12 protein-coding genes are annotated in these 14088 nt (G+C 55.1%); 1 reads left to right on the plus strand and 11 read right to left on the minus strand.

The genetic code is table 11. From position 1 onward, the window contains the following. Positions 1–148: 148 nt before the first annotated feature. Complete coding sequence (locus tag GFH31_RS01995; protein WP_220452164.1) at positions 149–1189, plus strand: endonuclease/exonuclease/phosphatase family protein; 1041 nt, start codon at positions 149–151, stop codon at positions 1187–1189. Between the two features lie 175 nt (positions 1190–1364). Here the strand turns inward: GFH31_RS01995 and GFH31_RS02000 are convergent, their stop codons facing one another. The 11 genes from GFH31_RS02000 to GFH31_RS02050 are packed head-to-tail and all read right to left on the minus strand — an operon-like array spanning position 1365 to position 14087. Continuing rightward, positions 1365–2213, minus strand: a complete 849-nt coding sequence (locus GFH31_RS02000) for a glycosyltransferase family 2 protein (RefSeq protein ID WP_118657014.1) — start codon at positions 2211–2213, stop codon at positions 1365–1367. Between the two features lie 17 nt (positions 2214–2230). Continuing rightward, positions 2231–3382, minus strand: a complete 1152-nt coding sequence (locus GFH31_RS02005) for a glycosyltransferase family 4 protein (RefSeq protein WP_118657016.1) — start codon at positions 3380–3382, stop codon at positions 2231–2233. After that, positions 3383–4513, minus strand: a complete 1131-nt coding sequence (locus GFH31_RS02010; RefSeq protein ID WP_153498372.1) for a glycosyltransferase family 4 protein — start codon at positions 4511–4513, stop codon at positions 3383–3385. It lies immediately after the preceding gene. Beyond that, positions 4510–5958, minus strand: coding sequence for a lipopolysaccharide biosynthesis protein (locus GFH31_RS02015; protein WP_153498371.1), 1449 nt, complete (start codon positions 5956–5958; stop codon positions 4510–4512). Before GFH31_RS02015 ends, GFH31_RS02010 begins: the two co-directional genes overlap by 4 nt. Positions 5959–5970: 12 nt before the next feature. Further along, complete coding sequence (locus GFH31_RS02020; RefSeq protein ID WP_147387411.1) at positions 5971–6903, minus strand: glycosyltransferase family 2 protein; 933 nt, start codon at positions 6901–6903, stop codon at positions 5971–5973. 26 nt (positions 6904–6929) lie between these two features. After that, positions 6930–7541, minus strand: a complete 612-nt coding sequence (locus GFH31_RS02025; protein WP_055206146.1) for an acyltransferase — start codon at positions 7539–7541, stop codon at positions 6930–6932. A 5-nt stretch (positions 7542–7546) separates the two neighbouring features. Beyond that, positions 7547–8737, minus strand: a complete 1191-nt coding sequence (locus tag GFH31_RS02030; RefSeq protein WP_153498370.1) for a glycosyltransferase — start codon at positions 8735–8737, stop codon at positions 7547–7549. Positions 8738–8746: 9 nt separating this feature from the next. Then, on the minus strand, positions 8747–9643 hold the full coding sequence (locus GFH31_RS02035; protein WP_153498369.1) for a glycosyltransferase family 2 protein: 897 nt from the start codon (positions 9641–9643) through the stop codon (positions 8747–8749). Further along, entirely contained in the window at positions 9627–11090 is a 1464-nt protein-coding gene (locus tag GFH31_RS02040; RefSeq protein WP_153498368.1) for an O-antigen ligase family protein, read from the minus strand. The genes GFH31_RS02035 and GFH31_RS02040 overlap by 17 nt, the downstream gene beginning before the upstream one ends. A 15-nt stretch (positions 11091–11105) precedes the next feature. Further along, positions 11106–13277 carry a GumC family protein gene (locus GFH31_RS02045; RefSeq protein WP_153498367.1) on the minus strand — a complete coding sequence of 724 codons (2172 nt, stop codon included), beginning with the start codon at positions 13275–13277 and terminating at the stop codon, positions 11106–11108. Positions 13278–13280: 3 nt separating this feature from the next. Beyond that, the gene (locus tag GFH31_RS02050) at positions 13281–14087 is read right to left on the minus strand and encodes a TolC family protein (RefSeq protein ID WP_172970812.1); all 807 of its coding nucleotides are present in this window, start codon (positions 14085–14087) and stop codon (positions 13281–13283) included. Position 14088 lies beyond the last annotated feature (1 nt).

The raw sequence follows: 14088 nt of genomic DNA on the forward strand, positions 1-14088 counted from the left end.
TATTTACCGCGTGTGCGGAAAACCGCGGCGACCGAAACGGAATAAATCCGGCTTAAATTTCGCGCTCCCCCTCCGAAAATCGCTAAAAACACTATATTTGCGATTCATTCATCGCCGCGCCATGGGGAAAAAAGCCGTCGGAACATTTATGAAACTGACCTTCAATCTGGTCATCTGCCTGGTATCGCTGATTACGATGGCCGGATATTTCGTACCGTACGCCGACCCGGCCGTTTACCCGTCGATGCCGTTTTTGGGTCTGGCGATCCCCGCCCTGCTGATCCTCTGCGCGCTGTTCATTATCTGGCTGATCTTCAAACGACAATTCATATGGCTGCTGTTCCCCATTCTGGCGATCGCAGCGAACTACCGGTATCTGAACGGTATGTTCCAGTACTCGCCCCCGGCGTCCGCCGCAGGCAAAACGATGAAAATTATGACGCTGAATGCGGGAGCCGTCCATCAAGAAGTGCGTCTGATTCTGGACGACATCCTGTTGCATGCCCGCGAGGAGGAAGTTGATATCATCTGTTTTCAGGAATTCAACGGCATCCGGGGGATGCCCGGTCTGGATTCTCTGTTCGGCGCTTACCCGTACCGGAGCGAACCGGACAGAGGCGACGGTAAACTGCTCCTGGCCGTATTCAGCAAATATCCGATCACGGACTGGCAGATAATCCCGTTCGAGAATAGCTGCAACGACGGCTTGTGGTGCGACCTTTCGATCGACGGCCGACCCGTCCGAATCGTAAACGTGCACATGCAGACGACCAGCATCACGCAGAGCCGGGCGCTCATCGAGGGCATCAAGGAGAATTACGTCATCGGAGACCTGCACGGCGTCAACCAGCTGCAAAACACCATACAAAGCAATTTCGTGAAACGAGCCGAGCAGGCCCGCCAGGTACATGCCATCGTACAATCGACCCGCTCCCCGCTGATCCTCTGCGGCGACTTCAACGACACGCCGGTATCCTATACCTACCAAACGATCCGGGGAGACCTGCTGAAAGACGGTTTCAAAAGTTGCGGAAACGGGTACGGATATACGTTCCACGGCTTTTTCGACCTGCTGCGCATCGACTTCATCCTATACTCTCAGGGAATCCATCCGGTCAGCTACTATTCGCTGCCGCAGGAATGGAGCGACCACAATCCCGTTTTCATGGGATTTACGCTCGCCGAATAGCGCCGCCGCACGGGTTCGGTCATTCGAAACGGATTTAAATTCCGAACCGGCACTCCGCGGAGGAGACACTTTCCGCACCATTTCCGGCGTCCGTTTGTTCAGGAAAAACGCACGTAAGGTTCACCTGATCTCATAACCTATCGAATCCACTATAATTCGGTTCCCATCCAGCCTTTCAGCGGACAAGGTTCGACTCGTCGTCCCGGTAACGATCCTTTTTCGTAAAATAACTTCCCATACCCTTGAGATACTTGACAATCCGCACCCGGAAACTGTTCAGGAACGAACCGTCGGCGCCGACCGTCCCGTAACCGGTCACCGCACGGGCTTTCCGGCTGCGTACGAAACCGATCCTGCCGTATTGCTTTAAGCCCAATGCCATCGACCCATCCTCGCCTCGGATAATATCCACCCGGTATCCCACTTTCCGGCCGTAGTCGGCATTGTAGGCGAACACCAACCCCCGGACGCTCAGTTCCGGCCGTTTGAACGACTGCATCCACAGGTGCGTATCGCGCATAAACTCGTAAATTTTAAGGCCCAGCCACGGGTGACCTTCGTCCGGCATGTAACTCCACAGCGACGAAACGGCGACGATCCCCGGTCTTTGCAACGCATCCGCCATCGCCTGCACATACCCCGGCGGATACATCGTGTCGGAATCGATGCAAATGTAATATTTCCCTTGGGCATATTGTAGTCCGCACCGGCGGGCATATCCGCAACTATGTTGCAGTTCGGTATGATACGGAATTCCGGACGCTTCGAAAACATCCGCCGTGCGGTCGGCCGAATCGTTATTCACGCCGATGATCTCCATCGGATATTCGCACACGCTTTCCGAAAGCGACCACAGGCATGCCGGCAGGTGCTTCTCTTCGTTATAGGCGATCACCACGACCGAAACCAGCGGCTCGTCGCTCTGCAATGTCCGAAGCCGGTTGCGGATTCCGTCCATAACCTCGGCAGGCACACCCGCGTACGGTTTTCCGTAAACGGACAGATATTTTTCGTACCATTTCATATTTCCGGCATGATCCTTTACGAAGTCACCTCATCGAAAAGCTGTCTCCATTGCTGCATAATGGTGTCGATATCGAACCGCCGCACATGTTCCCTCGCCCGGCTCCCCATCCGTTTGCGCAGTTCGTCCCGTTCGATCAACAGGCATATCTTTTCGGCCAGGTCCTCCACATCCCCGTTTTTCGCCAGCAGTCCGTCCTCGCCGTCACGGATAATATCCTTCGGCCCGCAGGGACAGGCGAACGCAACCGGAGGTACTCCGCAGGCCATCGCTTCGGCCACGACCAGCCCGAACCCTTCGAAACGCGAAGAAAGCACAAAAACGGAACTTTCGCAAAACCTACCGACCACATCGTCGGTAACGCCTTCCAAACGGCAGGTTCGCCGTAATCCGGCCTCTTCGACCATCCGCGCATAAATCGTCGGATCCCCTCCCCCGTAAATTCGCAACGTCCAGTCCGGATGACGGACCGCCACCCGTTTCCACGCTTCGATCAAAAGGTCGAATCCCTTCTGCCACGTATAACGGCCGACGGCAATCGCTTGTTTGGCCGTACACGGAGAAACACGGTCCGGTCCCGGATAGAACGGCAACGGATTGTGGATCGTCGTGACATTATCCAACTCCGTCCACAGCGCCTCGTCTTCGCGGGTCAGCACCACGAATTTTTTCAATTTTTTCAACTCCCGGATCAACTGCGCGTTCCAGTATTTTTTGACCGCATCCCGGACGAAACCGGGAAGCATCCGGTTGTTGAAGTCGCGGTAATTGGAACGGTTGAAGTGGATCTCCCCGATTTTCACGCTGCCGTCCGGAACGGTATTCAGGAAATTGATGTCCCGGCGCAACAACGAAACCGTAATATCCGGCTTCAACTCGCATAACGTCGAGGTCAGCATTTTTTTGAACTTCCGCAGTCGCTTCCGGTAATAAACCAGCCGCCGATGCAACGGCAAACCGTACATCCGGTCGAAGTTCAAATCGAAATTGATCGTTTTGACCTTCGGCGAAAGTGGATAATAGAACGGCTTGTCCTTCTCTTCGGTCAGGATCACCGTCACGTCGTAACCGAACTCGTCGGCCAGGTAGTTGGCCTTGAGCGTCAGTACCCGTTCCATGCCGCTCGGAAAATGGAGCCCGGGAATCAGATATACGATTTTTTTTGCCATTTATGCCGTCTTTAACGATTCGTCGAGCACTTTGCGCATCTGATTCTCCCACGAAAGAAACCGCACGGACTCCCGGATCTCCGCGGCAGAGAAACGGCGTCCGGAACAAAAGGCCACCAATGCGCCGACGTCCAGCGGCGACTCGTCGGCCGGCGCTTTCAACACATAAGGCATCCGCTCGAAATCGCTGTCGCACTCGGAATAAACGAACGGGATTCCCCGAACCGCATACTCCCTGTTCTTCAAAGTTTTGATATATGAGATTCCGCTACGATGCCGCCCGAGACTGCCGACGGCCATATCGGCCCGGTCGAACTCCCGATCCAGCGCTTCTCCGAACAGCGGGCCGGTAAAACGCACCCATCGTTCCAATCCGTTCTGCCGAACGGTCCGGCGCAGTTCGTCGAGCGTCTCAGCCCGGCCGCGGCCCACAATGCTCAGGTACACGTCGGCCGGGCGCTGTTTGCAAGCATAATAAGCCGCCATCCCCCGTACCAAACGGTCGAACCCGTGCCAGAAACTGATATCGGCCACGGCAACCAGATGCACTTCGCCGCGAACCGGATCGTGTTCCCGGCGGACCGGAATGCGTTCGAAACTGACCCCGTTGGATATGCGAATCGCCCGCTGTCCGAAAATCGAGCTTAAATCACTGAATGTCACCACGGCGCGTAATTGGCGGGCCAGCGCGCGCCGGTAAATACGGTCGATCGCCAGTTCCGTTTTTTCTTTCAGCCCCAGCGTCCGGTACTCCTGATCGTAGGGATAAGTCGGAATTTCCATCACCATCGCGATGCCGGCCCGGCGTACACGCCGGGCCATCCGAATCGTAAACGGATTGGCGTTATGATCGGAACGCATGTAAACGAAATCGAAACCGTCCTCTACGATGTAACGGGCAAGCGAACCGTAACGCCATCTTTTTTTTAATTTCCCGACGATCCCGGCGCCGAGATCCTCCACGACCCGGTCGCCGCCCATGCGTTTCCAGCGTCCCCGTTCGTCCACAGCGAGCGAACCGAGCTCGACCTGATGACCGAGTATCCGCAACGCCTCGATCTGATAGCCGATCTTCTTACTGATTCCGTTGAACGCATCGAAACCGTGGAATACGAGGAACAGGATTTTCATGACGGATTACCTTTACGTTTGAATTTGGCCAAAATATCATATTCCCCGCTAACCTGCAGGTACACAAACAAAGTTAATAAAAAAACGGCCCCTTTCGCCAGGATGCTGACAAGTTCCGGAGAATCTTTCGTCAGGGCCGTCGTCGCTCCCAGCAACAGCACGAGTATCCCGCTTACCGCCAGCGGCGAAACGAGCTGTCGGCAGAACCCCGACAGGCGGCTTTTCGCGAACGTCACCCGGTACATCATCCAGTAACACTGCACGAAATTGATCGTAAACGTCACGCAAATGCACCATGCGACCGCCTCCAACGATCGAAAAACGAAAATCCCGACCAGAATGCCAGCCACGTTGAGCATCGCCGAAAACGCCCCGCTGACAAAAAGGCTCCGCGTATCGTTAGCCGCCTGGAAAATCCCGCCGGACGACGCCAGCACGATCTGTACGCCGACCGAAAGAGACAGAATCCGGAAGACCGGCACCGACGGCATCCACTGCGATCCGAAAATAATCAGCACGACTTCCTGAGCGGCGAACCACAGAAAAACCGACAGCGGGAAACCGATGAAAGCCAGCAAGCGGACAATCTTCTCATACGACGTGCGCACCCGCTGCAAATCGTGCTGGAACTCTGAAAATACCGGATGCATGACCGGACTGATCACATGCGTGATGTTTTGCAGCGGCAGCATCATCAGTCGGTACGATTTCTCGTAATACCCCAACGGAGTCATCCCCATATACTTACCGATCAGCAGTTTGTCCAGGTTCCGGCTGAAATAGTTGATCGCGTTGAACAGGAACTGGTAAGCCGAAAAACTGAATATCTTCCGGATCGCATCCAGCCCGAAGGTCGGCCGCAGCCGCTGCGGGTAGGCCCGGTACGAAAGGACGAACAGCAGGACGCTCGACAAAATCGGATTGACGATCAGCGCGTACAAACCGGCGCCGCACAGCGCCGCTACGATCGAAACCGCTCCGCCTCCGACCTGAACGACCAGATTCCGCACAGCCAGGAAACGGAAACGTTTCGCCTTGTGCAGCAGAGCGTTTGGCACGATATTGACCGAAGCGAACAGCAGGTTGACCGACAGCCACTGACACAGGCTTTTCAGGATACTTTTTTCATAATACGCGGCAATCGGCCACGATGCGGCGAAAAACAGTACGGCCAACAACACGCCCGTCCACACCGTGAACGAGTAAATCTTCGACAGATCTCCGTCGGTCAGGATCTTGTTCTGTATCACGGCAGCCCCGACTCCCAGATCGCTGAATATGCCGAAAAAACTGATAATTACGGTCGCCACCGCTACGACACCGAAATCCTCCGGCGGAATCAGGCGCGCCAGTACGCCGGCGATCACCAGCGAGACGATCAGGCCCGAATACCGGGCGACCGCCGTATAGAATACCCCCGAAAACAAATCTTTCTTTAGCGACATGCCCCGTTCCCTTCAGCGTTTGAACAAAAATACGAATAAGGTTCTCACTTTCACGTAACCGAAATAGGGAAACCCGGCCCGGACGACCCGCCATTTGTCACGCAGCGGCAGCGCATGGGCTTTCCAGATCACCGGATCGACGATATAGGAGAACCACAGCCCGACCAACCGCTTGTCGCCCGGATGCGAGCGTTTCCAAAAGCGCATCTCACGGAACGCCGTGAAATACCCCTCCATATTGCGCCGGGAAATCCGGTTCGTCATAATCGAACCCTCGCGGACCCGACGCTTGAAAAAAGCGCGCTCGATACAGCCGACTCGCGCGGCATACAGATACAGCATCGGCGTATAAAGTTCGTCCTCGTGCAGCATGTCCGGGTAAAAACGGAGTCCGGATTCCCGCAGCAGACCGAGACGAACGAAACTCAAACAGGCCGAAGGCAGGTAACGCCCTTCGCGCAGCAACAGAGCCAGCAGCTCCCGGCCATCGTAGACACGATCCCGCATTCCCTGCGTTCGTTCGTACCGGATCCCCGGAATATCCGCCCCTTCGTCGGAAAACGCCTCTGCGTCGAAAATCACGAAATCGAGACGCTGTTCCGTACATTTCCGATAACATGTCTCCAAAGCGTCTTTCTCCAGCAGGTCGTCGCTGTCCATAAAATAAACGAACTCGCCGGAGGCCCGTGCGATCCCGGCATTCCGCGCCAGGGACAATCCCCGGTTCGGTTGCGAAACGAGAACGATCCGGCCGTCCTCGTCCGCGGCCCGGCGGACGATCTCCGCACTGCAATCCGTCGAACCGTCGTCGATCACGATGATCTCGATTTCGCAACAAGTTTGATTCCGGATGCTCTGCAACGTAGCCTCCAGATACTTTTCCGTATTATAAACCGGAATCACGACGCTTACTTTCGGCTTACCTTTCTCCATTTCGTTTTCCATTCCGAACGGATCCACAGGCCCTTCGGTCAATTTTTTTTCCACAAACCGGCCTCCCGGTCGTAATACTTTACGATCCGCGCCGGATTTCCGGCCGCCACACAACACTCCGGGACGTTTTTCGTCACAACGGCACCGGCTGCAACGACGCTGTGAGAACCGATACTGACCCCGGCCAGAATCACGGCGTTGGCTCCGATCCATACGTCGTCGGCGATCACGACTTCCGACGTCGAAACGCCCTGCGCCGCAATCGGAGCGCAAATATTTTCGAAATTATGATTCAGCCCCGACACGGTAATTCCTTGGGCCAGATTGACGTCGTCGCCGATACGCACCGGCCCGATGATCGTATTGCCCAGTCCGATGCGGCTCCGGTCGCCGATACGCACCGCGCCGACCGCATTGTTGACCGTACTGAAATCCTCGATCACCGAACGCGCGCCGAGCGAAAACGGATTGAACGGAACGATATCCAACCGCGCGCTGCGGCAGACGACCGAGCCTTTCCCGCGTTCGGTATAAAACCGCCGGAACAGGCGCAACCATCCCCGCGGCCGAGTTTTGACCGGATGCACCATCGCATTCAGCAGGCGGCGCTTAAGCTCCGGATTCTGCTTTATTTTCTCTTTCAAACTCATAATAATCAGTTTACGACAGATTCGTCACCGTGTTCGGTATGAATAAAACGCTTGTTTACGCCCCGCAACCGGAAGAGGTTCAGCACCATCCCGGCGGCCAAGCCAGGCGCCTTCCGCAGCGCCCCGCTCAGTTGCCTGTCCGCATGGGAATCCGGGATCGCCATCGCCACCGCCAACCCGATCAGCCACAGCAGGATTCCCCATTTAATCCCCCAAACGGGATCGGCCGCCGTAAACAGTACCCCGAAAAAAAGAATGCCGGCAATCAGCACCGCCCTCGGCAGCAGCATCCACTGGAACAACTTGTCGGCGTAATCGAAATTACCGCCGGCAATCGCCCCGGGCAGGTCGCGAAGGCCTTTCGCCAACGCGCCGAACTGCGCCGCCAGCCAACGCCTGCGCTGGTTGCCGAACGCCTCTCCGCGCTGGGTTTTCTCGTCGTAGACCGGAACGTCCGGCAGGTAATGAATATATATTCCCTGCTTCAACAACAGGGCTTCCAACTCTTTGTCCTCGCCGGCCGTACACGTTTTGCGGATATTATCGCGAAACCATCCGTAATCGAAAGCCATCCCCGAACCGGTCAGCGCCGACGAAAGCCCGCTGCGGATATGCCCGGCCCGGAATACCGCATTGTTGATCTCCTCGCTGACGGCGTCGAGAACGGCCGTCGGCGTATTGCGGTTTTTGGCCTGACGATGCGCTTGGACGGCCCGCGTACCCGTCTCGAACGTTTCGTTCAGCCGTCGCAGGAAATCGGGCTGCACCGTATTGTCGGCATCCATCACTACCGCGACGTCGTACCGTTTCCGATCCAGCTTATCGACGGCGAACGTAAGCGCCCGGGCCTTCGAACTGTTTTCGAAATCCGCTTCGAGCAGCGTTACCGGCAGTCCGGACAACCGCTCGTTCGTCCGATCCTGCATCCGATCCGAAATCACGACCACTTCGTAGAAATCGGCCGGATAATCCTGCCGCAAAAAAGACTCCACAGCCTCTACGATCACACGGTCTTCCTTGTAGGCCGGAAAAAACACGGCGAAACGCCGCTTGCTGCGGACTGGCCGCCGCACGGCGCTCCACGGTCGCAGCATCCCGCCCTTCCAGGCGAAAAACAGCAGATACGCGACCTGCACTGCAAACACGATCCACAACAGGATATCGGCCCAACCGGCTATTTCGTACAAAACCGCCATGACATAAAATTATAAGATTTTCCAAAAGTCCCGCCACCCCCTCAGCACCGCCGAGACGTTCCGCCGGTCGCCTTTCAACGTCGCCGAAAGGCACGCTTTCGGAACCGCCACCGCCGTCTGATAGAGGATCGAAAGCCACCTGTACGCTCCCTTCAGGTTTCGCCGCGCGAATAGCAGCCGGTTGCGGGTCAGGTAATAAGTCCGCAGCGGACTGTTCTGTCCGGCGGAGCGGCTTTCGCGATGAAATACGGTGGCTTTCGGCTCGTACCACAACAGGTATCCGGCCTGCGCGATCCGAACGCACCAGTCCAGCTCTTCATAGTAGAGGAAATACGCCTCCGGCATCGGTCCGACCCGTTCTACCGTCTCCCGGCGGAACATCATGGCGGCGCCGTGACAATACGGAGTGACATGCGAAGCCTGATATTGTCCCCGATCGGGTTCTCCAAAACCGATCAGCGAATTTCGCAACGTAATGCGGCTGAGCGGAGTATACCCGGCGAACTGAATATCGCGCAGAGAATCGGCAAAACGGATCTTCGGGGAGACGCATCCGATCCGGGAATCGTTTTCCAACACGGCGATCAACTCCCGCAGCGAACCGTCCTCGACGAAGGCGTCGTTGTTCAGCAACAGCAGATAATCGCCCCTCGCCGCTCCGATCCCGAGGTTATTTCCTCCGGCGAATCCGAGATTCCGCTCGCTACGAATCAACACCAGCCGCTCCTCGTCCGGAAAATGCCGGCGGATAGCTTCCGCTTCGTCCGTACGCGAAGCATTGTCGACGACGATCGCCTCGAACGGAATATCCGCCAGATATTTTCTCAGGGAGTCGATCAGCGCTACCGTATCCCCGTATCCGTTATAATTGACGGTAATGACCGACAGCTCAGGCTTCGTCCCCATGCGACAGTTCCTTTTGTTTCCTTGCGGCCAATTCCCGGTCGTACCAGCAACCGGCGAATACGAACGCTTCGCAGATATAGACCATCGGTCCGTTCGGAAAATTCATGATCTCGTTGGCATAACACCCCGCCATCATTCCCCCGGCCCCGGCCAGCAGGGCTCCCAGCAACCCCTTCAACTGCGGATCCCGTATCCGGAACATGATCCGCCACGCCCCGACCCCGAGAATCAAAGCATGCAGAACCAAGTACAGCACAGCGCCTACGGCTCCGGTTTCGACCCATACCATCACATACCACGAGTCGGTCGCAATCCACGACGTAACGGCCGTGTCGTCGAAACGGCTCGCCTTGCCTCCGCCCAACCCGAGCCCGACCCCGAAAGGCTTATCGGCCATAACCCTCCGCAGCCTTTCCTGATTTTCGAGCCGCACCTGGAAAGAAGCGTCTTCGGTCGGATTGAATGCGGAACGTATCCGATAAATCATGACATTGCCGTCCCCGATATGCGTAAATTTAAAAAAGCCGAACAGGATGGCCAACGTCACGACACCGGCCAACAAGATCCGTTTGTTCTTCGTGGTCAGAATATACAGCGCGTAACCTACGAACGGCACGATCACCGCGCTGCGGGTACCCGACAGTCCGAAACCGTAAGCGGCGGCGACAGCGACAGCCAGATAGTAAAACCGCAGCCCCCCCCGGACGTAAACCGAGGCGATCGAAAATACGACCATCGAAAACACCATTCCCGAACCGAAATTCGCCGCATCGGTGAAAAAAGAAAAATAACGGGTTCCCGACCAGATGATGTGCGTACTGGCTCCGCCTTCCTGATACAAAAAAATCTTCTCGGCGGTATCGAATCCGACCGTTTTCTGCCACAGCGCCTTGCATACGGCCGTCAGAGTAAGCAACGAAAAGACGAACAGGAAAATCTTCAGGTCGCGGTACCTGCGGAAAATAATCGGCACCGCGAATACCAGCAGCAAAGGGATAAAAGCGTACAAGTTGATCGCAATCATCCAAGCGTCGAAATGAGCGCTCGGCAGGAAAGCGAGCACCGTACAGTACACGAACCAAATCGTCCAGTAAAGGGTAAGTTGATTGAATCCCCTGCGCCACTCCACCTTTCCGAGCCATTGGCTGACGAACAATACCACCAACAACAATACGGAGAATCCCATCATCAGCATACCGCCTTTCAGGTCGACGTAACGGGTCAGACCGAGGATGTAATAATTGACGGCGATATAAAGCCACAGCGTGGCATACGGTCTCAGTGCGAAAGCGAAACCCAGCAGCGCGAAAATCGGCAACAGCATGAATGCAACGCCCTGTACCGTTCCCGCACGCACCAGCAATTCGTTTACGACCAGTACGCCAAGCAGCAGGACGACGATCACGAAAAAGCGAGGACGCTCTTTTATCGCACCGGACGATTTCATTGCGGCATTTTCTGTTTAAACTCCCGATTCGTTCTTTTTCGTATCCCGAGCGGTAAGCCCGAGCTGGGAAAGCCGGTAAAGCCAGCGACGGAAACGGGAATAAGGCGGCAACAGCCCCGTGAAATCTTCCGTAACGTCCCAGGCCGTCTGATTCAACACCAGGAACAACGGAGTTTCCCCGCTCTGCTCGCCCACTTTCTCGAAGACTTCCTGATCGATGGTTGTCCACGTCCTGTCCGAACGGGCGATCATCAGGTTCAGGTTCGCACTTTCCAACAACGGGGACGGCACGCTCTCCTCGGTCAGCGGCTGGTGAACGACCAGCACGATCATCGCGTCGCCCACCTGACAGTAATCCGTCAAATTGTTCGCCAACAAGTAAGATTCGCTCCGGCAATTGAATTCTTCGCGGTAGGACAGCAGGCCTACCTTCAAACCCGACTTTTGCCAATAGTCGCGCAGGTATTGCGCTACGAAATGCTTGCCGTCGCCTTCTTCGGTACTCAGTATATTGATAACAACCGGTTTTTCCCGTCCGAAATAGGGTACGAGGGCTTTAGCCAAGCAATGCATGGCAATCTCTTTGGCCTGCTGATTGAACGGACGGTAACGCCGTGAATTCCGCGGCATGACGCCGAGCACCTTACGGCCGGTAATACGCTCCGCCCGGATGCGGTCGCGCAGCGTGCGGTCGACCAACTCCAGAAACAGAAAATAAGCCACTACGAAAATCGCCGTGCAAACAAAGGCCAGCAGCACCATCATCTTCCGCTTGTGCGGCAGCGGAGATATCGGATAAGACGGTTCATCGGTCACTTTCAGCGTATTGGTCGTCATCTGCAACTGCCTCAACCGCAGGATGGCCGAATTCAAACCTTCCAACAACGAAAGGTAAGTCCTTTCGGTAAAGTCGATTTCACGCTCCTTCGATTTGATCGTGGAACCGATCGGAGCGTAATACGTATATTTTTCGTTCAACTCCCGCCGCCATTTTTCCATCACCTCCTTCTGCGCTTTCGCCTTGGATAATTCCAACGTCTGCGCCAGCCAATCCTGAACGAACCGATCGCTCACGATGCCTTCTTTCGAATACTTGTTTTCATTGATGGTTTTGGTCAATTCGGAGACGCTCCGCTCTTCGGCTTTCAGGGCTTTTTTCAGTGTAGCGAGTTTCTCCAGATTAGCCTCGTTTTTCTGCCCGAAAGCATCTATATTGGTAATCTGCGTCTGCAACTCGGAGATGAGCTTCAACTTCTCCATAAACGCCGAATTACTACGCATATTATTGATATTCATATCAATCCGACCTTCCAACTGCGAAACGGCCGCATCCGCCTTCGCATAGTTCATCAGCACGTCCTGATACTGGATCTCGAACTCTTTGTTGATCGAAGCGACCTCTTTGGTTTCGTCGGTATAATTGATTACCCGTTTTTCGACATTGTAACTGGTCAGCTCGTCTTCGGCGGCTTTCAACTTCGTACCGGCTTCGGCCAGCTCCCTGCGGAAATAAGCGATCGCATCGTTCGTTTCGCCGAAACGCAACGCCTGGTACTGATCGAAAAACTCCTTGACCAGGATCAGTACCGTATTGTAAGTGATCCCCGGATCGCTGTTCTGATACGAAAGTTTCAGCATGTCGCTGGAAGCGATCCGGTCGACGCGGATCTGTTCCAAATCCTTATATCCGAAATATCGGCTGGCTTCCCACATGAACAGGCCGTACAAATGATCTCGGTTGTCGGGTTTCATGTTGTCGAAGAAATTCTCCACCGTCTTGTCTTCGTCGCCTTTTACGATCAAATCCAACACATATTTGGGCGTACGGTCCATCAACCAGCGGTAAGTGTCCGCATTGATGTACGTATTGTTTTTCATCGAATCGCCGTTCATCAGGCAGCGGGCGTACAACCGCATCGATACCCGGCGCAACGTGGCCTCGCTCTTGAGGATATCCATCATATTAACGATCGTGCTGTTTTTCGTATTCCAGTCGGCCTCGCGGACTGACGCCTGCTCGATATCGTACCCCGACACGACGCCCGTATAAACGGTCGTACGCACCTCGTAGTAACGGGCGATATCGCGGGTCTTCCAGATCATATAGCAAGCCGCCAGCACGGGCAGCAGGATCAGCCAGAAACGAATCCGGTAAAAGAACCGGAGAATATACAGCACGTATTTCATAATTTATTTTTTCGAAATGATTTCGGTATTCGACAGAATCTCCAGTTGCAACAGCAAACCGTACAGTTCCGAACGCACATTCTCGTATTCGGTGATGGCCTTAATCTGACGTTCCTTTTCGACATTGATTTCCGACGCTCCGATTTTACTGTTGATAAAATCGTTCTGGCTGATGGCATACTGAGCATCGGCAAATACCCTTTTCTCGGTCGTCGCCTTCAGAATAGGCATGTAACTGAGCACTTTCGAGTAGATCGTTGCGATGGTTACCCGCCGCTCCTCGATCGCGCTCTGCCGTTCGTATTCGACCTTTTCCACCTGTTTGCGCTGACGTTTCACGCTTCCCCGCAAATCGAACAACTTTTCCAGCGGAATCGAAACCGATGCGCCCAGGTTGTAATTGGACTGCGACTGCCGGGAATAGTTTTGCGGAATCGGCATACCGCTCTCATCGTAAAGATGACTGCTCATCGTCCCGTTGCCGTAATAATAATTGGCATTGACGTTCAGAAAAGAGAGGAAATTCCGTTTCTCGCGTTTCAACTGCAACTCCTCGAATTCTTTCTGTTTTTCCAGCGCCAGCACGCCGGGGTTCTGCTCCGCATTGGCATAGAGCTGCTCCAGCGACGGCAGAACGACCTTGCCCAACTCATAGCCCGAAGGCCCGAAACCGGCCAGGTCGTCGATCGTATCCGTGGCGGCGGCGCTCGCCGGAACCGCTCCATCCAAACTATCAGGTTGCTGGGCCGTAACCGCCCCGCAACACAAAATCGCGGTCAGCGCGATCAAACCCGAAACTCTTTTCGACATA

The organism is Alistipes sp. dk3624 (genome assembly GCF_009557455.1).
Taxonomy (GTDB): domain Bacteria; phylum Bacteroidota; class Bacteroidia; order Bacteroidales; family Rikenellaceae; genus Alistipes_A; species Alistipes_A hominis.